We start from the raw sequence: 19,866 nt of genomic DNA, 5'->3' as shown, positions 1-19,866 counted from the left end.
GGGACCCATCCCATGACCGACACCGTCGCCGAACCCCTGACGCAGACCGCGCCCGCCGAACCGCTCTCCTACGGCTCGTACCTGGAGGTCCCCGGACTGCTGACGCTCCAGCGTCCCCGCACCGACGCCCATGACGAGGTCCTCTTCATCATCACCCACCAGGCCATAGAACTCTGGTTCAACTGCGCGCTGCACGAGCTGGAGAGCGTGCGCGACGCGCTGCGCGAGGAGCGGTTCGGCCGGGCCCGGCGGGGGCTGCGCCGTGTGACCCGGATGACCTCGCTGTGGCTCGGCCACCTCGACATGCTCGGCACCATGACCCCGGCCGGGTTCGACGAGTTCCGCGGCGTGCTGGGGGAGTCCAGCGGCTTCCAGTCGGTGCAGTTCCGCGAGCTGGAGATGATCTCCGGGCTGCGCGACCGCCGTTACCTGAACCTGCCCGGCGCCACCACCGAGGAGCGGGAACGGCTGCTGAGCCGCTTTCACGAGGCCAACCTGAACGACGTGTTCACCCAGGTGCTCCAGCGCCGCGGCCTCGCTCCCGAGCAGCTCTTCGCACCCGGCCGGCCCGAGGACGAACTGCGGGAGACCGCCGAGGACCTGCTGGAGTACGACGCCCTGTTCCACCGGTGGCGCTACCAGCACTGGCTGCTGGTCGTCCGTACCCTCGGCACCCGGCCCGGCAGCGGCGGCAGTTCGGGATCGGAGTTCCTGCGCACCACTCTGGACAAGTGGTTCTTCCCCGAACTCCACGCGGCCCGCAGTCACGTGCACGCCACCGCCGCCGACGCGCGGGAGGCCGAATCCGATGGGGCGGAAACCGTCTACGGCTGCCCGATGGGGTATGGATCCGAGCTGTCCGCCTGACCGGCATCCGACGGAACCACCGTCCAGCCCCGATTGGAACGTCATGGAAAGCACACCCGCTGCCGAGCACCGCATCCCCGCCCGCGCCACCGAGCGGGCCCGCCGCATCCCGCCCGCGGCGGCCTGGCAGCGCAGAACGGCCTTCACCGCGTGCGCGTGGATGGTCGTGTTCGCGGCGTTCCACACCTACTGGGCCCTGGGCGGGACCTTCGGGCTGCCACCGGGCGAGTCCCTGGTCGACAACACGCCATTGTTCGTGATCGACCTGATCGCCATTCCGATGAACCTCGGAGGGGCGGCCCTCGCCCTCGCCCTGGTGCAGCTCTGGGGCCTGTACTTCCCGCGCCGCCTGGTGCTGTCCGGGGCCTGGGGCTGCGCCCTGCTGATGGTCTTCCACGCCGCGCCCGCCATGGTCGACCTGGCGGTCTTCCTCGCCGGACAGCGGGACAAGCCGCTGACCGGCGAGGACCGCTTCAGCGTGCTCGTCTACGAGCCCTACTGGATGCTCGGCGGGCTGCTGTTCACCGTGCTGGCACTGGCCTTCCAGCGGCGCACCCGGCAGCCCGCGCCGGCCCCCGACGGGAGCGACTGACATGGACGACACGCACGCCACGCACGGCAGGGACGGCGTGGACGACGGGGAGGGCGCGGCCGCCCCGCACGGCCCCGGGAACGACGGGGAAGGGGACGGGGACGGTCCGGCCGAGCGGGCCCTGGACCGGCTGCTGCCGCGCTGGGACCACCGGGAGCGGCACGCGGTCGCGGTGCGCGCGCCCGGGGCCCGGGTGCTGCGGGCGGTCGACGAGACCCGCTGGAGGGACGTGCCCCTCTTCCACGCGCTGATGCTGGCCGGCTCCCTCGGCACTCGGCGCGACAGGGCCGACGAGCCCTTCCTGGGCTCCATGACGAGCGGCGGCTTCACCGAACTGCACCGCGACGCGCACCAGCTCGTGGTGGGGGCGGTGGTGGCCACCGAGGAACCCAAGGGGCCCGCCCGCCTGGCCGCGCCGGTCGCCCGGTCCTTCACCGACTTCGACCGCCCCGGCCACTACAAGGTCGCCTTCGACTTCCGCGTCGTCGGGGGACGGCTCAGCACCGAGACGCGGGTGCTCAGCACCGACGAGGCGGCCCGGCGCCGGTTCGCCCGCTACTGGATGCTCATCCGGCTGCCCAGCGGACTCGTCCGCCGCGAGTGGCTGCACGGCATCCGGCGGCGCGCCGAGTCGCCGCCCGGCACGCGCGCACCGAACCCGTGAACCCGCGGACCCCGCGGGACCGACACTGAGAGCGGACATGACGACGACCGACACCGTCCGGGCCACCCACGGCGACCTGGACGCCGTGGACCTCACCGACCCCAGGACCTTCGTCACCGGCAGCCCCGGCGAACTGCACGACCTGTGGCAGCGGTTCCGAACCGAACGGCCCGTCCACCACCACCGGCCCACCCCGGGCCGGCCCGGTTTCTGGGCGCTCACCCGCTACGAGGACGTGCTGGCCGTCTACAAGGACAACGCCCGGTTCACCTCCGAGCGCGGCAACGTGCTCGCCACCCTGCTGCAGGGCGGCGACTCCGCGGCCGGGAAGATGCTCGCCGTCAGCGACGGGGCCCGCCACCGCGCCATCCGCAACCTGATGCTGAAGTCGTTCTCGCCGCGGGCCCTGCGCCATGTGGTCGAGCAGGTGCGGATCCGCACCCGGGACCTGCTCGCGCAGGCACTGGAGCGCGACGGCTTCGACTACGCGGAGGCGATCGCCGAGCACATCCCGATGGGCACCATCTGCGACCTGATGGCCGTGCCCCCGCAGGACCGGCAGCCGCTGCTCGACTGGAACAAGCAGGTGCTGAGCGCCGACAGCAGCGAGGGAACCCCCGAGGACGCCTGGCTCGCCCGCAACGAGATCCTGCTCTACTTCTCCGACCTGGCGCGCAGCCGCCGCAGGAACCCCGGCGACGACGTCATCAGCGCACTGGCCACCGGCGAGATCGAGGGCAGGCCGCTCACCGAGGAGGAGATCGTCCTCAACTGCTACAGCCTCATCATCGGCGGCGACGAGTCGAGCCGGATGGCCTCCATCGGGGCGGTCCTCGGATTCGTCGAACACCCCGACCAGTGGCGGGCGTTCAAGGCGGGCGAGGTCGGCGTGGACAGCGCCACCGAGGAGGTGCTGCGCTGGACCACCCCGGCCATGCACTTCGGCCGCCGCGCCCTGGTGGACGTCGAGATCGGCGGCCGCACCGTGCCGGCGGGCGACGTCGTCACGCTGTGGAACACCTCGGCCAACTTCGACGAGAGCGTCTTCGCCGACCCGCGCCGCTACGACCTGGGCCGCACCCCCAACAAGCACGTCACCTTCGGCTTCGGCCCGCACTTCTGCCTCGGCGCGTTCCTCGGCCGCGAGGAGCTCAAGGCACTTCTCGACGCCCTGCGCGACATGGTCGGCACCGTGGAGACCCGGGGCCCGGCCGAGCGCGTGTACTCCAACTTCCTCTACGGCTACAGCAGCGCACCGGTGGCGTTCACGGCAGCCTGAGGGCCCCGGGAGGCCTATGCGGCCTCCCGGGCAGGCGGCACCCCCGCGAGGCCCTGCCGTGCTTCCCCGCGGCTCAGCGTCCCGGGAGCCGTCGCTGGGCCCGGAAGACGGTGAACACCACCCGGATCACCAGCACCGAGCTGACCACCAGCACGTTGTAGCCGAGCAGTTGGTACAGCGTGAGCGACGGTCCGAGCCGCGGGCCGTTGCGGGTGCCCAGCAGCAGCACGCCGACCAGGGCGGTGATCCCGCCGAGGAACGCCAGCAGCGCGTCGTGCACGAGGGAGCGTACGAAACGGCGGTCCCGTTCGTCCGCGAGCAGCCGGACCTGGACGCCCAGCCGCCCGTGCTCCAGCGAGTTGGTGATCCGCTCGATCCGGCGCGGCAGCCGGCGCAGCATCGGCGCCAGCGCGAGCGCCTCCTCCGCGAGCACGCGGCCCACCGACCGCGGGTTGAGCTTGCGCTCCAGCTGGTCAGCGGCGAAGGCGCGCGCCTCGGCGACGATGTCGAAGCCCGGAACCAGCTGCTCCATGGCCCCCTCCAGGGTCGCCAGGGCGCGGAAGGTCGCGGCGATCTCCGGAGGCACCGTCAGCCCGTGCCGGGCCACCAGCAGGAAAAGATCGGCGAACATCTCCCGGTCGGGCCGCACGCCCGGGGTGAGATGGCGGGCCATGAACCGGCCCAGCGCCCGCTCCAGGCGCACCTCGTCGACGTCCTCGCGCCGGTCCACCAGTTCGAGGAGCGCGTCGGAGAGCGCCACGGGGTCGCTGCGGTGGATGGCGAGCAGCAGGTTGCCGAGCGCGGCCCGCAGCACCCGGTCGATCCGGCCCACCGAGCCGAAGTCGAGCAGGCCGAGCTTGCCGTCGTCGAGCAGCATGATGTTGCCGGGGTGCGGGTCCGCGTGGAACACCCCGCCGATCATGATCTGCTCGAGCACGCACTCCAGGAGCTGCCGGGCCAACTCGGTCCGGTCCAGGCCGCGTTCGTCGATGACGGCGCCCGCGGCGTTCAGCGGGGTGCCGGTCAGCCACTCCAGCACCAGCACCCGCCTGCTGCACAACTCCTCGTGCACCAGCGGCATCCGGACCGTGGAGACCGTCCCGGGACGGTTGCCCGCGGCCCGGACCGTGGCCATGTTGCGCGCCTCGATCCGGAAGTCCAGCTCCTCGTTGAGCGAGGCAGCGAAGCCCTCCGCCAGCTCCACGGCCCCCATGTCCCGCCCCCACGCGGTGTGTTCCTCCACCTTGCGGCTCATCCGGAACAGGATGTCCAGGTCCCGGTCCACCACGTCACGGGCGCCGGGCCGCTGCACCTTGACCACCACCTCCTCGCCGGTGGCGAGCCGCGCCCGGTGCACCTGGGCGATGGACCCCGCCGCCAGCGGCACCGGGTCGAACGCGGCGAAGCAGGCGTCCACCTCCCGGCCCAGCTCGTCGGCGAGCACCTGCCGCACCTGGTCCCAGGGCTCCGCCGCCACCTGGTGCTGGAGCTTGGTGAGTTCCGCCACGAACTCGCCCGGCAGCAGGTCGTACCGGGTGGACAGGACCTGGCCGAGCTTGACGAAGGTGGCGCCGGCCTCCTCCAGGGCCAGACGCAGCCGGACCGCCAGCCGGCCGCGCGCCACCGCCGCCTCGGGACCGCCGCGGCCCCGGCCGCGCAGCGCGCTGCCCAGCCCGTGCCGCATCGCGATCCGGCTCAGCTGGCCGTACCGGCGGGTGCGGGCCACCCGGCGGCGCACCGCCTGCGGCCAGCGCACCACCCCGGACAGCGAACCGGAGGGCACCACCGCCTCGGAGAGGGCGAGGAAGCCCACCGCGACCAGCACGGTCAGCCCGATCTGCACCGAGACCAGGGGGGTACGGCGGGCGTCGCCCATCGCCGCGCCGATCAGGCCGCTGGCCCCCATGGCCACCAGACCGGTGAGGGCGGCCCGCACCTTGCCGATCCTGAGGCCGAGCAGGCGCCGGGCGCCGATGGAGAGGAGCGCCACGGTGAGGACGAGGGTGAGGGCGGCGATGAACAGGAAAAGGGTGAGCTCCATGGAACACGCGCCGTCCGGCCCTCGCCGCCGGGCCCGTCGTCACACAGTTCGACGACAGGACTCGGGGGTGGCGGGGACCGGACGGCGCCCTCCTCTCGCACAGGTCACATCGGTCACACGAGCGTTCGGTCGTCGTCCCGGACGGGGACCGGCTCCGTGGCGGCGGCCGGGCGCAGCCCGGGCCACCAGGCGCGCCGGCCGAGCAGGGTGGTCAGGGCGGGCACCAGCAGCATCGCCATGACGAAGGCGGACAGCAGGATGCCGAAGGCCACCGCGAAGCCCATCTGCTGGAGCATGGAGTTCTCCGCCAGCATCAGGACGCCGAAGGTGCCGGCCAGGATCACCGACGCGGCGCCGATGGTGGGCACGCACCGGGCGACGGCCCGGGCCGCGGCCTCCCGGGGAGGGCGGCCCTGCTCGATCTCCTCGCGCAGCCGGGCCACCATCAGGATGTTGTAGTCCGTGCCGATCGCCACCACGAAGAGGTAGACGATGACCGGCAGCGTGAACAGCAGCCCGTCCTTGCCCTGGCTGTTCTGGAACAGCCAGACGGTGGCGCCGAGCGTGGCGCCGAAGCCGAGCGCGACGGAGACCATCAGGTACAGCGGCGCGACCACGCTGCGCAGCAGCAGACCGAGGATCAGCATGATGGCGACGCCGGCGGCCGGGAAGACCACCTTGTAGTCGTGGTTCACCGCGTTCTCGATGTCCCCGAGCACCGCCGTGGTGCCGCCGACCAGCGCCCTCGTGCCCTCGGGCGCGGCCCGGTGGGCGGTGTCCCTGAGCGGCCCGGCGACCACGCCGATGGCCTTCTCCCCGGTGGGCTTGTGGTCCAGGACGACGCTGTACCGGGCGACCCGCCCGTCGCCGGCGAGCACCGCGGGGGAGACCTGGCCCACCCCGTCGACCTTGCCCAGCGCGGCGCCGTAGGCGTCCAGCTGCCCCTCGGTCAGGGCGGGGCCGCCGGACTTCTCCAGGTAGACGGTGGTCGGATCGGTCTCGCCGGCCGGGAACCCGCGCTGCATGTCCCGCATGGCCTGCACGGACTCCAGGTGCTGCGGCAGCGAGCTGGTGGTGTCGAACTCCGCGCGGAATCCGAGCACTCCGCCGGCCAGCACCGCCAGCAGCCCGCCGGTGACGGCCGCGACGGCGCCGGGGCGGCGCGCGGCGAGCCGGCCGACCCGGCCCGCGACGGCGTTCTTCGGCTGTTTGCGCCAGGACTTGGACGGCCAGTACGCCTTGGTGCCGAGCAGCGAGAAGACGGCGGGCACCAGGGTGAGGCCGGCGAGCAGGGCGACCGCCACCGAGATCGCGAGCGAGGGGCCCATCGTGCGGAGCATGCCCATGGTGGACAGCAGCAGGGCCAGGAAGGCGACGATGACCGCGCCGGCCGCGGAGGCTATGGTCTCGCCGACCAGCGAGACCGCGGTGATCATGGCCTGCTTGGGGGCCTGCCCGGAACGCAGCTGCTCACGGTGGCGGAAGAGCAGGAAGAGGATGTAGTCGGTGCCGACGCCGAACAGGACCACGATCAGGATGGCGGAGATGGAACTGTCGGCCTTGAGGCCCCCGATCTCCGCCGCCGTGGAGATCAGCCCGGTGGCGACCATGAAGGCCAGGCCGATGATCAGCACCGGGAGCACCGCGATGAGCGGGCTGCGGAAGATGAGCAGCAGCAGGACGACGATGAGGACCAGCGTGGCCGACATGATCATGGAGTCGGTGTCGCCGGACGCCTCCTTGGAGTCCAGCGCGCTGGCCGCCTGACCGGTGACGCCGAGCTTCAGACCGGTTCCCTGGAGCATCGGCCGGGCCTGCTCGCGCAGCTTCCCGACCGACTTCATCAGACCGGGGTCGTAGGGGTCCTTGACGGTGGCGACCACACTGGCGAGCGCGATCCTCCCGTTGGGGGAGACCGCCTGCGGGCTGGTCTCGACGCGCTTGATGCGGTCGATGCCCAGTCCCTGGAGGCGGGAGGTGATCTCGGCGACCTCGGTCCGGTCCGCGGCGGTCAGTTTCTGCCCGTCGGCCCGCTGGAACACCGCGACGGCCGCCGGCTGCTCGTGCTGGGGGAAGGCCCGCTCCTGGACCTTGGCGGCCTGCACCGACTCGTAGTGGGAGGGCAGGAAGTCGGCCTGGTCGCTGGTGGACTTCAGCTGGGGGGCGAGAACGGCCAGCGCCACCGCCGCGACGATCCAGGCCGAGATGGTCACCCAGGGCCGGAGGACGGCTGCCCGTCCGATCCGTCCGAACATGAGACTCCTTCGTGAACGTGGAAATCCCGGGCGTTCCGGGGACTTCGGGGACTTGGGGCAGGGGAGGGCGGCGGCGTGCGGACCCGGTGGGAGTCGGCACGGGGGCAGCCGGTCGCCCTGCCGGGTCGCCGACCGGTGCGTCGGGGTGGGGGGTTTCGGCGAGTGTAGGAAGCGCGGACGTCCCGATCCGGATCCTTGGCAGGTTGCTGCCATGGGCGCGGGCCCGCCCACCGGGAGCCTTTCGGCTTTCGGTCAGGCGCAGCCGCGGCGCCAGTTCCAGCCGATGAAGGTGTGGCGCAGTTCGACGTCGAAGCGGCAGGTGGCGCGGCCGTCGGCGCCCAGCTCCACGGACGAGTGGTGGGTGTTGGCGTACCGGACGCCGGTCACGTCGAAGACGCCCCGGTAGGTGAAGTCCGCGTGAGCCTCGGTGCGGGAGACCGGGCAGTCGGCGGCGCAGTCGGTGTCACGGCCGGCCGACTTCAGCGACCAGCCCGCGTCCCAGGGCTCCCGGTTCCACCGCTGGGTGGCGCCGGTGGCCGCGCTCACCACACGGCCGTCCTCGGTGGTCCACTCCGACGTCGTGTAGAGGCCGGTCATACGGATGTTGCAGCAGTCGTACATCTCGTTCCAGCCGGCGATCCGGTGCGGGCCGCTCACGGCAGTCCCGGCACCGGCAGTCCCCGCGCCGGCAGTCCCGGCACCGGCAGTCCCCGCGCCGGCAGTCCCCGCGCCGGCCGCCTTCCTCGCGTCCCCGGCCGCGGCACCGTTCACGGTCGCGCTCGCGGGCCCGGTCGCCGTCCGCGCCCTCCCGGCCGCCGCGGAGCGGTCGAGCGGCACCAGGCGCACCGCGCCGAGCCGCGGCGCGCAGTCCGCGCCGATCGAGACCTCTTGCTGTACGGCCATGCCCGCGGGCGGCGCGGGCAGCGAGCCGGCCAGCCGCAGCGCGCCGCACGACCGGCCGGTCCGCTCGCCGCCACCGACGCCGCCGTGGGTGGCGGCGGACGCCGGAGCGGCCGCGAGGGACAGGGAAACGGCGGCGAGCGCGGTGACCAGTGCGGCGACGCGTGCGGTGGCGGCGGTGGCGAGCGCCTTTAGGATGCGCAATTCCTTTACCTTTCCTCGGAGTTTCCGCTCGGAACATATCCGCGGCCACCGGCGCGGGGCCGTGCATCGCGCGAGGTGGCCTGGAATGTGGCAGGAAGCTGACAGCGGGCGTTGCCGAGGCGGTTCCGGCGCGGGCTGGCACCTTCATGTCAGCGCAGTTGAGAACTGTGTTCCGGCCACGGACAGTTGGCATCCGATGTCCGAAAGCCGGCAATGCTCCACCGTGTCTCAGAGGGGTTTCCGATGGCCGTGCGGCGAATTCACCGGGCCGGGACGCAATTCTCCCCGGGCCCCCGGGAAACGGGATTGCTCGACCGGCTGGCCCTCGCTGAAGCCGAGCTCGACAACCGGCTGCGGGAATCCCTGGAACGCGTCGAGAAATACCTTTCGGCCACCGCGTCCGACGCCGCCGACCCATGTGTCGCCGCGATCACCGGGCACCTCGCCGCCGCGGGTGGCAAGCGGCTGCGCCCGCTGCTGGTGCTGCTCGGCGCCGAGTTCGGCGACCCCTGGCGGGACGGGATCGTCGAGGCGGCCGTCGTCGCCGAACTGGTGCACATCGCCTCGCTCCACCACGACGACGTCATGGACGGCGCCCCCACCCGGCACGGCGTCCCCAGCGTCCACGCCCGCTTCGGCGAACGGGCCGCGGTGTTCGGCGGCGACTGGCTGCTCGCCCGCGCCGCCCGGCTGGCCGCCGAGCTGGGCCCCGAGGCCGTGGCGCTCAACGCCCGTACCGCGGGCCGGCTGGTCGCCGGGCAACTGCGCGAACTCGCCGGGCCCGCCCCCGGCGAGGACCCCGTCACCCACTACTTCCAGGTGACGGCGGGCAAGACGGCCGCCCTGCTGTCGATGTCCCTGGGCATCGGCGCCCTCCAGGCGGGCGCGCCCGCCGACAGCGTGGAGGCGCTGACCGAGTACGGCGAACACCTCGGCCTCGCCTTCCAGATCGCCGACGACCTGCTGGACCTGCGCTCCCCGGCCGACGTGAGCGGCAAGGAGCGCGGCACCGACCTGCTGGCCGGCGTCCCCACCCTGCCCGTGCTGCTCGCCCTCGACGGCGACGACCCGGCCGACGCCGAACTGCGCGCCCTCCTGCGGGCCGGACCCGTCCCGGCGGCGGGCGCCCAGCGCGCCCTGGAACTCTTCGCCCGTTCGCCCGCGCTCGCCGAGACCGAGACGGTGCTCCGGCGTCGCCTGGACCGGGCCCGGACCGCCCTCGGCGCGCTGCGGCCGCCCGCCGCCCGGCGTGCCCTGCTCGCCCTCTGCGACTACGTCGCCCTCCGAACCAGCTGAACCGACAAGGGAGTCGGCCATGACCATGCACGAGCGGATCGCCGAACTCGGCCGTATCCGGCAGGAGGCCCTCGACGGGCCTCCCGCGGGGACCGCGGCGCAGCACGCCAAGGGGAAGCTGACCGCTCGGGAGCGGATCGAGCTGCTCCTGGACCCGGGGTCCTTCCAGGAGGTCGAGCAGTTGCGCCGGCACCGGGCGACCGGTTTCGGGCTGGAGGCGAAGAAGCCGTACACGGACGGTGTGGTCACCGGCTGGGGCACGGTGGAGGGCCGTACGGTCTTCGTGTACGCGCACGACTTCCGGGTCTTCGGGGGTGCGCTGGGCGAGGCCCACGCCACGAAGATCCACAAGATCATGGACATGGCGATCGCGGCGGGTGCGCCGCTGGTGTCGCTGAACGACGGTGCGGGTGCCCGGATCCAGGAGGGTGTCTCGGCGCTCGCCGGGTACGGCGGGATCTTCCAGCGCAACACCAGGGCCTCCGGGGTGATCCCGCAGATCTCGGTGATGCTGGGCCCGTGCGCGGGTGGTGCGGCCTACAGTCCGGCGCTGACGGACTTCGTGTTCATGGTCCGTGAGACCTCGCAGATGTTCATCACCGGTCCGGACGTGGTCAAGGCGGTCACCGGCGAGGAGATCACGCAGAACGGTCTGGGCGGCGCGGACGTGCATGCCGAGACGAGCGGGGTGTGCCACTTCGCCTACGACGACGAGGAGACGTGCATCGCCGAGGTGCGCTACCTCCTCTCCCTCCTGCCGCAGAACAACCGCGAGGCGCCCCCCGCCGTACCTTCCTCCGACCCCGCCGAACGGCGCTGCGAGCGGCTGCGCGACCTGGTGCCCCTAGACGGCAGCCGCCCCTACGACATGGGCGAGGTCATCGCCGAACTCGTCGACGACGGCGAGCACATGGAGGTCCACGAACGCTGGGCCACCAGCGTCATCACCACGTTCGCCCGGCTCGGCGGCCAGGTCGTCGGCATCGTCGCGAGTCAGCCCCGCTCCCTGGCCGGAGTCCTCGACATCCACTCCGCCGAGAAGGCCGCCCGCTTCGTGCAGCTCTGCGACGCCTTCTCCGTCCCCCTGGTCACCCTCGTCGACGTGCCCGGCTTCCTGCCCGGCGTGGACCAGGAGCACGGCGGCATCATCCGGCACGGCGCCAAGCTCCTGTACGCCTACTGCAACGCCACCGTGCCGCGGATCCAGGTGATCCTGCGCAAGGCGTACGGCGGCGCCTACATCGTCATGGACTCCCGTTCCATCGGCGCCGACCTCTCCCTGGCCTGGCCCGCCAACGAGATCGCCGTCATGGGCGCCGAGGGAGCCGCGGGCGTGGTCTTCCGGCGCCGCATCCAGGCGGCCGACGACCCGGAGGCGATGCGGGAACAGCTGGTCAAGGAGTACAAGACCGAGCTGATGCACCCCTACTACGCCGCCGAACGCGGCCTCGTCGACGACGTCATCGACCCCGCCGACACCCGGCCGGCCCTGATCGCGGCGCTCTCGATGCTCCGCGCCAAGCACGCCGACCTGCCCGCGCGCAAGCACGGCAACCCCCCGATGTGAGGAGACCCGCATGTCCGGCACCCCCGCGGCGCCCGCCCTCCGGGGGCCGCTCGCCCCGGCCCTGTTCCGGGTCATCGGCGGCAGCCCCACCCCCGAGGAGGTGGCCGTCGTCGCCGCGCTCGTCACCGCGCTCATGACGGCCGCCCCCGAGGGCGCAGGTCCCGCCCCGGACCCAGCCCCCGTCCGCTGGCACCGCCCCGGCACACCCCCGCCCGCGTCCTGGCAGGCCCGCGCCTGAGGGCGCGCGGCCGAGGGGCGTACCGGCTGGCAGCTTGCTGCCGTACTCGTTGCCGCCCGGTCGCGTGTCTTGCTAATCAGTCGGAAAGCGGCCAATTCGGGCCGTTCGGTACGGGTACGGCTGCGGCCGGAGTCGGGAGGCAGCGGTGCTTCAGGTGGTGTTCCGGATCCTGGGGCCGCTGGACATCAGTGCCGAGGGGCGGCCCGTCGCCCTCCAGGGCGGCCGTCAGCGCACCCTCATGTCGATGCTGCTGCTGGCCCCCGGCCGGGTGGTCTCGGTCGACGCCCTCGCCGACGCCGTCTGGCACGGCGACCCGCCCGCCACCGCCCGCAACCAGATCGCCATCTGCGTCTCCGGCCTGCGCAAGACCCTCAAGACCGCGTTCGGCGTCGACGGCGTCCTCGTCACCAGCCACCCCGGTTACATGCTCTTCCCCGGCGAACACCGCATCGACGCCGTCGAGTTCGAGGAGCGCGCCGCCGAGGGCCGGGTCGCCGCCCGCCGCGGCGACCTCGAGGAGGCCCGCGCCCACCTGGGCGAGGCCCTCGCCATGTGGCGCGGACCCGCCCTGGAGGGCATCACCGCCGCGCGCGTGGAGGCCGAGGCCCAGCGCCTGACCGAACTCCGCCTCGACGTGTACGAACAGCTCACCGCCATCCGTCTGGAGCTCGGCCTGCACGGCGACCTCGTCGCCGAACTCACCGGATTCGTCCGCGAGAACCCGCTGCGCGAACAGGCCATCGGACAGCTGATGCTCGCCCAGTACCGCTGCGGCCGCCGCGCCGAGGCCCTGGAGACCTACCGGGACGGGCAGCGCCTGCTCGCCCGGGAACTCGGCATCGACCCCGGCCCCGCCCTCCAGGAACTGCACGAGGAGATCCTCGCCGACTCCCCGCGCCTGATGCCGCCCACCGAACACGTCACGCCGGCACCCCCCACCCCCGTACCCGCCCATCTCCCGCCCGCCCCGGCCTCGTTCACCGGCCGACGCGACGAACTCGCCGCCCTGGACCGGCTGCTGGACCACCTCGACGGCACCGCCCTGCCCGTCGGCTGCGTCACCGGCACCGGCGGCGTCGGCAAGACCGCGCTGGCCGTCCACTGGGCCCACCAGGTCGTCGCCCGCTTCCCCGACGGCCGGCTCTTCGCCGACCTGCGCGGCTACGACGAGGAGGAGGCCCCGCGCCGGCCCGGCGCCGTACTGGACCGCTTCCTGCGCGCCCTCGGCGTGCCCGGCCCGCAGATCCCCGCCGACCAGGTCGAGCGCACCGCCCTGTTCCGCAGCGTCCTGGACGGCCGCCGGGTGCTGATCGTCCTCGACAACGCCCGCTCCTTCCAGCAGATACGCCCGCTGCTGCCCGCCACCTCAGGCTGCTGCGTCCTCGTCACCAGCCGGGACAGCATGGGCGGTGACCTCGCCGGGGACTACGCCTACGTCCCGCTCCAGCTGGGCTCCCTCGAACAGGACGAGTCGATCACGCTGCTCTCCCGGGTCGCCGGGGACGAACGGTTCGGCGCCGACCCGGTCGGCGCGGCCCGGCTGAGCGAGCTGTGCGACCGGCTGCCGCTGGCCCTCAGGATCGCGGCCGCCCGGCTCGCCGCCAAACCGCACTGGTCGGTACGGACCCTGGTGTCCCGCCTGGAGGACCAGCACCGCAGGCTCGACGAACTCAGCATCGACTCCCGCGGCGTGCGCGCCGGTCTGCGGCTCAGCTACCGCGGGCTGCCCGCCGAGACCGCACGGATGTTCCGGCTGCTCGGCGTGCTCAGCGTTCCCGAGTTCTCCGCCTGGGCGGGCGCCGCGCTGCTCGACCTCGACCCCGTCGACGCCGAGGACCTCATCGAGCAGCTCGTCGACGCCCAGCTGCTCGAACCGGTCAGCGTAGGCGCCGGGCACGTCCGCTACCGCTTCCAGGACCTGCTGCGCCTGTTCGCCCGCGAGTGCGCGCTCGCCGAGGACACCGAGGAGGAACGGCGCGCCGCGGTGCGCCGGGCCGGCGGAGCCTGGCTCGCCCTCGCCCGCGAGGCCCACCGCAGGATGTACGGCGGTGACTACACCGTCGTGCACGGCCCGGCGCCGCTGCGGGAGCTGCCCGCGCATCTCGTGGACAGTCTGCTGGAGGACCCCATGGGGTGGTTCGAGACCGAGCGGCTGCCGCTCACCGCCCTCGTCGACCAGCTCGCCCGCGAGGACGAGTCCGTCCACGCCTGGGACCTGGCGGTCACCGCGGTCACCCTCTTCCAGAACCGCAACTACCTGGAGGACTGGGGGGACTGCGCCGGGGCCGCGCTGGAGGCGGCCCGCCGCACCGGCGACCGGCTCGGCGAGGCGGCGGTGCTGCAGTCGCTGGGCACCCTGGAGATCATCCGGTGGGAGTTCGACAGCGCCCACGCCCGGCTGGTGCCGGCCCTGCGCCTGTTCCAGGATCTGGACCGCCCCCAGGGCCGCGCCCTGGTGCTGCGCAACCTGGCGCTGTGCGCCCGCAACCAGGGCGACCTGGACCGGGCCGGGCGGCTCGTCCGGGAGGCGCTGGACGTCTTCCGCGAGGTCGGCGACCACTACGCCGAGGCCCACGCGCTGGGCATGCTCGCCCAGATCGAACTGGAGCGGGGGGACGCGCAGGCGAGTCTGCGGCTGTCCTCGCAGGCCGTGGCGAAGAGCCGGGGCCTGGGCACCGTCCGCGGCGAGGCGCAGAGCACGGTACGGCTCGCCGACGCGCTGATCCACCAGGGCGACGGCGAGCGGGCGGAGGCGGCCTGCCGGCGCGCGCTGGAGCTGGTGCTCGACAGCGGCGACCGCCGGGGCGAGGCCCATGTGCTGCGCTCCCTGGGAGAGGCACTGTGGCGCCAGGGGAGGCTGGAGGAGGCCGAGACGGTGCTGCGCGGCGCGCTCCAGACCGCCGAACAGGTCCCGGACCGGTATCTCCAGGCACGGGCGGCGGTCGTGCTCGGCTGCGTGCGCTCGGTCCGTTCCGACCGGGCGGGCGCAGCCGCGAGCCTCACCCAGGCGGACGGCCTCTTCGCCGAGGTCGGCGTCAGGCTGTGGCGGGAGCGGGTGGAACGGCTGCTGCGGATGCTCGGGCAGGACGAACCGGGCCACTGCGCAGAGCTGTTCGCACAGACCCGCCCCTGACGGAGTTCCCCCTCACGTCCCGCGCCGGGTCACGTCCACGGGTCGTCCCGCAGCATCCCGGCGGGCGCGGACGTCCAGGGATCGTCGGCGCCCGCCGCGGCCCGCGCCGACGTCCACGGGTCGTCGGAGGTGACCTGGGCCCCGTCGGGGCGGGCGAACGGACCGAGGGCCTGGTGCGCACCGGCCGTCCCCACCGCCGCGAGGAGCAGCAGGGCCCCGGCCGCCAGCCGGCCCGCCTGGGAGGCCGCCGCCGTCACGGTCGTCCCGGTCGCCTGCTCCGTGGCCGCCCCGGTCGCCCTGGCGGAGAGATGAACACGCTTCATGCCGGCCTCCTGAACTCCTGAACGGTGCAACGCTGTTCCACCGTCTTGCCGGAACGCCGTACTTCCGAACCGGTGCGCTGCCGTATCCGAGTACCGCCGAACCGCTGAACTGTGCGGAACGCTACGGACCCGTCCTGTTCCGGCGCTTTCAAATCTCTTTCGCTGCCCCGAAATCGAACCGATGGCACCGAAAAACCGCAGGTCACTAGCTTTCGCGGCACACGGCCCGGGACCGCAGCGGGCCCGCGCACCCGCGGAGGCCCGCATGGAGTTCAGGATTCTCGGCCCGGTCGCGGCCGAGCGCGACGGGCACCCCGTGGCCCTGGACGGCGCGAAGCAGCGCGCCACGCTCGCGGCCCTGCTGCTCGCCCACGGCCAGGTGGTCTCGGACGCACGGCTGACCACCCTGCTGTGGGGCTGGGACCCGCCCGCCGGCGGCACCCGCCGGCTGTACACCTACGTGTCACGGCTGCGTACCCGGCTCGGACCCGGACACGGACTGACCCGGCACGGCACCGGCTACCGGATGGACCTCGGCGCCGCCGTCCTCGACTGGGACGTCTTCCGCGGCCTCGTGGACGCGGGCCGCGCCGATCTGCGCGCGGCACGCCACGCGGACGCCGAGCGCAGGCTCGCCGAAGCCCTCGCGCTCTGGCACGGCCCGGCCCTCGACGACGTCACCGAGCAGCTCGCCGCGGACGCGGGGCCGCACCTGGAGGAGTCGCGGCTCGCCGCGCTCGAACTCCACACCGAGGCGGCACTCGCCCTCGGCCGCCACACCGACCTGGTCCCCGCCCTCACCGGGCACGTCGACCGCCACCCGCTGCGCGAACGGCTGCGCGGCCAGCTGATGACCGCCCTGTACCGCTGCGGACGCCAGGCCGACGCGCTCGCCGTGTACGGCGACGGCCGCCGCATCCTCGCCGACGACCTGGGCATCGACCCCACCCCCGAACTGCGCACCCTCCACCACCACATCCTCACCGGCACCCTCCCGGCCCCCCGGCCTCCGGCTCCCGTCACCCTGGCGTCCGCGACGGCCCCGGCGTGCGCGACGACCGGTGCTGAGGCCGAGGCCGCCGGCCCGGTCATACCGGGTCGCGTGGCGCGAACCGTCGCCTGCGAGGGGCCCGCGCACGACCAAGTGCCGCCCGCTCCAAGGGACTTCACGGGACGTTCGACGGCGCTCGGTGAGGTGCTGGCCGCACTGCGGGCCCGGCACGACGTCGTCGTCACCGGCGCCCCCGGCACCGGCACGTCCGCGCTCGCCCTGCGCGTCGCCGAGGCGTGCCGGGAGGACTTCCCCGAGGGCCGGCTCTACGCCGATCTGCGCACCCCCGACGGCGGCCGCCGCATCACCGAGGAGGTGCTCGGCCGGTTCCTGCGCGCCCTCGGCACCGACGAGGACCGTCTGCCCGCCGGAGTCGACGAGCGGGCCCGGCTGTTCCGCACGCTCGCCGCCGGCCGCCGGGTCCTCGTCGTCCTCGACCACGCCGCCGACGACGCCCAGATACGCCCCCTGCTGCCCGGCGGCGCCGCCCGCACCGTCGTCACCGGCGCACACCCCGCCCTCGCCTCGCTCGACGCGGTCCGGCTGGTGCGCCTGGGCCCGATGACCCCGGCCGAGGCGGCCACGCTGCTCGCGTCGGTGGCGGGCGCCGAACGGCTCGCCGCCGAACCCCGGGCGGCCCTGCGCGTCGCCGAGTTCTGCGACCGGCTGCCGCTCGCGCTGCGCGTCGCCGGAGCCCGGCTCGCCGCCCGTCCGCACTGGCCCGTCGCCCGGCTCGCCGACCGGCTCGCCTCCGAGGAGCGCCGCCTCGAGGAACTGCGCATCGGCCGCCTGGACGTCTCCACCGGGCTCCATCGCGCCCTGCACGCCCTGCCCCCGCCCGCCGCGACGGCGCTCGGCGCGCTCGCGGCGGCCGGCCTGCCCCATCCGACCGCCCTGGACGCGGCCGCCCTGCTCGACCGCCGCCCGGACGACGCCGAGGACCTCCTGGACCAGCTCGCCGACGCGCGGCTCCTGGAGGCGTGGCGCCCGCCCGAGGACCCGTTCGGCACGTCCGGCGCCCCCGCTGCCGGAGCGCCCCGCTACCGGCTCATGCCGCTCGTACGGCTGTACGCGAAGCAGTGGCACGACCGCCACCCAGGCACCGCGGCGCCGCTGCTCGACTCCGCCCGCTGACGGCACCCCACCCGGCCCGGTGGCCGCCCGGCCCGTCCCCCCGGCCGGCCACCGGGCCTTCCGCACGCCCTGACCTCCGCACGTCCCGCCCTGCGCACGTCACGCGCCGCCCACCCACGGACCACGCCGCCCACCGGCGGGCGCGCCGCCCGCGTCGGCCACCCGCGGAGCACGCCGCCCCCGCACCCGCCCGCAGCCGCGCGCCCCTCAGCCGCAGCCGCCCGCGTGCCCCTCGTCCAGCCCGAACGTGGCGATGTAGTCGGTGTCCTCGGCCGCGCCCAGGGCCAGTTCGTTGAGCGTGTCCACGTAGGCGGCCAGGAGCCCCGCCCACGGCGTCCCCGCGTCCCGCAGCAGCAGTTCCTGGTCCACCGCGGCGGCATTCTCGATCTCGGTCAGAATGGCCAGGGGGTGCTGGACCCGGGACGGGGGAATCTTCTCGTCGAACATGTGCTCCTCCTGTTCGCTCCGGGTCCTCTTCAGGCCCCGCACCGACAGGTTCGGCCGCACTTCTGTACGCATTCTTCGGCCCGTCCGTACGCACCGATACAGATCGCCGCAAGACGCGGTACCGCCCGAATACAGGGCCGTGCCGACGATGTCCCCATGGACAGCCGTATCGAAGAAGTCGTGATCGTCGGGGGCACCCTCGCCGGCTGGGCCGCCGCCGCCCGGCTGGCCGCCGCGTTCGGGCGGACGGCCGGACTCACGGTGCTGGAGAGTCCATCCCGCCCGGCCGCCGTGGAGAACGGCCAGGTGGTCGCCCTGGCGCCGCGGACGCAGCGGGACCTCTTCGACCGGCTCGGCATCCGGGAGGAGACCTGGATGCGGGCCTGCTCGGCGTCCTTCAGCCTCGGGACGCGACACGTCAACTGGCGCACCCCGGGCCCCGCGCGGACGGCTCCCCGGACCACCGCGGGGCACGGCCCCGACCACTTTCTCCGCCCTTTCGCGGCCCTTCCGGAATGCGAGGAGTTCCCGCTCTCCGAATTCTGGCGGCTGCGCCGCTGCCGGGGAGAAACCGTCGAGCCCTACGACTACGCGTGTTTTCGTGAACCGCCCCTCTTGGACGCCCGTAAATCACCGCGCTGGCTGGACGGAAGGGCCGCCGTCCCCTACGGCTGGCACGCCGATGCCGGAATGCTCACCCAATTCCTGCGCAGAACGGCCGTCCAGCGCTTCGGGGTGCGGGCGGTGAGGGGCGAACCGCGTTCCTGCGACCGGGACGGCGACGGCATGATCACCGCACTGCGCACCGCCGACGGCACCCGGCTCGCCGGGGACCTCTTCCTGGACTGCACGGGCCCCGACAGCCTGCTCCTGGCGGGGCTGCTGGGCGAGCCGTTCACCGGTCCGGGAGGCCGCCTGCTCACCGACCGGACGGTCACCGTCACCGTGCCGTACGACGCCGCCGTGGACGGCGTGGAGCCGTACGGCACCGCCACCGCCCTGCCGTACGGCTGGTGCTGGCGGCGGCCGCTGCCCGACCGCTACGGTGCCGGGCTCGTCTGCGCGAGCACCTGGACGGGCGAGGAGGAGGCGGCGCGCACCCTGCTCGCGCTGTGCGGACGGCGCCCCGGCGAGGCCGAGGTGAGGATCCTCGCCCACCGGACCGGGGCCGCCCGCCGCCCCTGGGTGAGGAACTGCGTGGCGCTAGGCGCGGCGGCCCGGTCAGCGGACCCGCTCGCCGACGAGGAGTTCACCGATGTCCTGCGCCAACTCGCCCGTCTGATCCGGGACTTCCCCTCCCGGCGGGACCGCGGGGCCCCGGCGGCGCGCTTCAACCGGGACGCGGCCGCGGACACCGCGGCGGCCTGCGACCGGGCGCAGCTCCTGTACCGCGCCGCCCCGCGCGCCGACACGCCCTTCTGGCGGGCGCAGCGCACCCTGCCGCTGTCCGACGCCCTGGCGGACTGCCTGGAGGGCCACCGCGCGGGCCTGGCACCCGTCCCGGGCGAGGTGCCGCTGCGGGCCCTGCTGACCGCGCTCGACCCGCTCGGCGGCCGCCCGCCGGCCGCCCTGCCGCACCGCCCGGACGCCCGCCGCACCGCCGACGCCCACTTCGCGCGGATCAAGCGCCAGCAGGCGATCCTGCTGGAGACCCTCCCGACCGCGCACGCCTACCTGCACCGGCTGCACACCCGCCCGGCACTCGCGCCGGCGGCGGCCCTGAGCGGGGCGTGAGCGGGACACGAGGAAAATCAAGGGTGCCCCCGAGGCGTTCTCGGTACGTTGGGCCGGGGCGCGTTCGCACGCATGTGTGAGCCCGGACAGGCCACGAGGCGCGCCCGCTCCGTCTCCGCCCACCGCACATCGAGGGCCCAC

The 19,866-nt window shown here is 74.0% G+C and carries 15 protein-coding genes; 10 read left to right on the top strand and 5 right to left on the bottom strand.

Translation table 11 applies throughout. From position 1 onward, the window contains the following. The first annotated feature begins 12 nt into the window (after positions 1-12). Genes ACF1A5_RS23850 through ACF1A5_RS23835 form a run of 4 tightly spaced genes read left to right on the top strand, consistent with a single transcriptional unit; the run spans position 13 to position 3,402 of the window. Complete coding sequence (locus tag ACF1A5_RS23850) at positions 13-867, top strand: tryptophan 2,3-dioxygenase family protein (protein ID WP_392194884.1); 855 nt, start codon at positions 13-15, stop codon at positions 865-867. Between the two features lie 43 nt (positions 868-910). Beyond that, positions 911-1,459 (top strand): DUF3995 domain-containing protein, encoded by a 549-nt coding sequence (locus tag ACF1A5_RS23845; RefSeq protein ID WP_392194883.1) that lies wholly within the window; start codon positions 911-913, stop codon positions 1,457-1,459. A 1-nt stretch (position 1,460) separates the two neighbouring features. Beyond that, positions 1,461-2,123 (top strand): hypothetical protein, encoded by a 663-nt coding sequence (locus ACF1A5_RS23840; RefSeq protein ID WP_392194882.1) that lies wholly within the window; start codon positions 1,461-1,463, stop codon positions 2,121-2,123. Between the two features lie 37 nt (positions 2,124-2,160). Then, entirely contained in the window at positions 2,161-3,402 is a 1,242-nt protein-coding gene (locus tag ACF1A5_RS23835) for a cytochrome P450 (protein ID WP_392194881.1), read from the top strand. A gap of 73 nt (positions 3,403-3,475) precedes the next feature. Here the strand turns inward: ACF1A5_RS23835 and ACF1A5_RS23830 are convergent, their stop codons facing one another. The 3 genes from ACF1A5_RS23830 to ACF1A5_RS23820 form a co-directional block, all read right to left on the bottom strand. Continuing rightward, positions 3,476-5,443, bottom strand: coding sequence for an ABC1 kinase family protein (locus ACF1A5_RS23830; protein WP_392194880.1), 1,968 nt, complete (start codon positions 5,441-5,443; stop codon positions 3,476-3,478). 113 nt (positions 5,444-5,556) lie between these two features. Next, entirely contained in the window at positions 5,557-7,698 is a 2,142-nt protein-coding gene (locus ACF1A5_RS23825; RefSeq protein ID WP_392194879.1) for an MMPL family transporter, read from the bottom strand. A 252-nt stretch (positions 7,699-7,950) separates the two neighbouring features. Next, on the bottom strand, positions 7,951-8,802 hold the full coding sequence (locus tag ACF1A5_RS23820; protein ID WP_392194878.1) for a hypothetical protein: 852 nt from the start codon (positions 8,800-8,802) through the stop codon (positions 7,951-7,953). Positions 8,803-9,108: 306 nt separating this feature from the next. Between ACF1A5_RS23820 and ACF1A5_RS23815 the strand changes: the two genes are divergently transcribed. The 4 genes from ACF1A5_RS23815 to ACF1A5_RS23800 all read left to right on the top strand — a co-directional run bounded on the left by ACF1A5_RS23815 (position 9,109) and on the right by ACF1A5_RS23800 (position 15,036). Next, positions 9,109-10,098 carry a polyprenyl synthetase family protein gene (locus ACF1A5_RS23815; RefSeq protein WP_392194877.1) on the top strand — a complete coding sequence of 330 codons (990 nt, stop codon included), beginning with the start codon at positions 9,109-9,111 and terminating at the stop codon, positions 10,096-10,098. Positions 10,099-10,123: 25 nt separating this feature from the next. Continuing rightward, positions 10,124-11,665, top strand: a complete 1,542-nt coding sequence (locus ACF1A5_RS23810) for an acyl-CoA carboxylase subunit beta (RefSeq protein ID WP_392194895.1) — start codon at positions 10,124-10,126, stop codon at positions 11,663-11,665. 10 nt (positions 11,666-11,675) lie between these two features. Then, positions 11,676-11,903 (top strand): acyl-CoA carboxylase epsilon subunit, encoded by a 228-nt coding sequence (locus ACF1A5_RS23805; protein WP_392194876.1) that lies wholly within the window; start codon positions 11,676-11,678, stop codon positions 11,901-11,903. Positions 11,904-12,048: 145 nt separating this feature from the next. Further along, the gene (locus tag ACF1A5_RS23800) at positions 12,049-15,036 is read left to right on the top strand and encodes a BTAD domain-containing putative transcriptional regulator (protein WP_392194875.1); all 2,988 of its coding nucleotides are present in this window, start codon (positions 12,049-12,051) and stop codon (positions 15,034-15,036) included. Positions 15,037-15,065: 29 nt separating this feature from the next. Here the strand turns inward: ACF1A5_RS23800 and ACF1A5_RS23795 are convergent, their stop codons facing one another. Continuing rightward, a complete protein-coding gene (locus ACF1A5_RS23795) occupies positions 15,066-15,359 on the bottom strand; it encodes a hypothetical protein (protein ID WP_392194874.1) in 294 nt (97 codons plus the stop codon). A 265-nt stretch (positions 15,360-15,624) separates the two neighbouring features. Here ACF1A5_RS23795 and ACF1A5_RS23790 point away from each other — a divergent pair, with 265 nt between their 5' ends. Next, entirely contained in the window at positions 15,625-17,544 is a 1,920-nt protein-coding gene (locus ACF1A5_RS23790; RefSeq protein ID WP_392194873.1) for a BTAD domain-containing putative transcriptional regulator, read from the top strand. 207 nt (positions 17,545-17,751) lie between these two features. Here ACF1A5_RS23790 and ACF1A5_RS23785 read toward each other — a convergent pair whose 3' ends face one another. Next, positions 17,752-18,063: a DUF6269 family protein gene (locus ACF1A5_RS23785; protein ID WP_392194872.1), complete on the bottom strand. Its 312-nt coding sequence runs from the start codon at positions 18,061-18,063 to the stop codon at positions 17,752-17,754. Between the two features lie 84 nt (positions 18,064-18,147). Here ACF1A5_RS23785 and ACF1A5_RS23780 point away from each other — a divergent pair, with 84 nt between their 5' ends. Then, positions 18,148-19,725 carry a tryptophan 7-halogenase gene (locus ACF1A5_RS23780; RefSeq protein WP_392194871.1) on the top strand — a complete coding sequence of 526 codons (1,578 nt, stop codon included), beginning with the start codon at positions 18,148-18,150 and terminating at the stop codon, positions 19,723-19,725. The last annotated feature ends 141 nt before the right edge of the window (positions 19,726-19,866 follow it).

The sequence above is a fragment of the Streptomyces sp. NPDC014864 genome (assembly GCF_043081525.1).
In the GTDB taxonomy this organism is placed as follows: Bacteria; Actinomycetota; Actinomycetes; order Streptomycetales; family Streptomycetaceae; genus Streptomyces.
Note: the sequence above shows the minus strand (reverse complement) of the source record. Positions and strands in the feature narration are given on the sequence as shown.

Bases quoted from the DNA above. Each gene is read 5' to 3' on its own strand.
- ACF1A5_RS23850 (WP_392194884.1), top strand. From the start codon at position 13: ATGACCGACACCGTCGCCGAACCCCTGACGCAGACCGCGCCCGCCGAA.
- ACF1A5_RS23845 (WP_392194883.1), top strand. From the start codon at position 911: ATGGAAAGCACACCCGCTGCCGAGCACCGCATCCCCGCCCGCGCCACC.
- ACF1A5_RS23840 (WP_392194882.1), top strand. From the start codon at position 1,461: ATGGACGACACGCACGCCACGCACGGCAGGGACGGCGTGGACGACGGG.
- ACF1A5_RS23835 (WP_392194881.1), top strand. From the start codon at position 2,161: ATGACGACGACCGACACCGTCCGGGCCACCCACGGCGACCTGGACGCC.
- ACF1A5_RS23830 (WP_392194880.1), bottom strand. From the start codon at position 5,443: ATGGAGCTCACCCTTTTCCTGTTCATCGCCGCCCTCACCCTCGTCCTC.
- ACF1A5_RS23825 (WP_392194879.1), bottom strand. From the start codon at position 7,698: ATGTTCGGACGGATCGGACGGGCAGCCGTCCTCCGGCCCTGGGTGACC.
- ACF1A5_RS23810 (WP_392194895.1), top strand. From the start codon at position 10,124: ATGCACGAGCGGATCGCCGAACTCGGCCGTATCCGGCAGGAGGCCCTC.
- ACF1A5_RS23805 (WP_392194876.1), top strand. From the start codon at position 11,676: ATGTCCGGCACCCCCGCGGCGCCCGCCCTCCGGGGGCCGCTCGCCCCG.
- ACF1A5_RS23795 (WP_392194874.1), bottom strand. From the start codon at position 15,359: ATGAAGCGTGTTCATCTCTCCGCCAGGGCGACCGGGGCGGCCACGGAG.
- ACF1A5_RS23790 (WP_392194873.1), top strand. From the start codon at position 15,625: ATGGAGTTCAGGATTCTCGGCCCGGTCGCGGCCGAGCGCGACGGGCAC.
- ACF1A5_RS23785 (WP_392194872.1), bottom strand. From the start codon at position 18,063: ATGCGTACAGAAGTGCGGCCGAACCTGTCGGTGCGGGGCCTGAAGAGG.
- ACF1A5_RS23780 (WP_392194871.1), top strand. From the start codon at position 18,148: ATGGACAGCCGTATCGAAGAAGTCGTGATCGTCGGGGGCACCCTCGCC.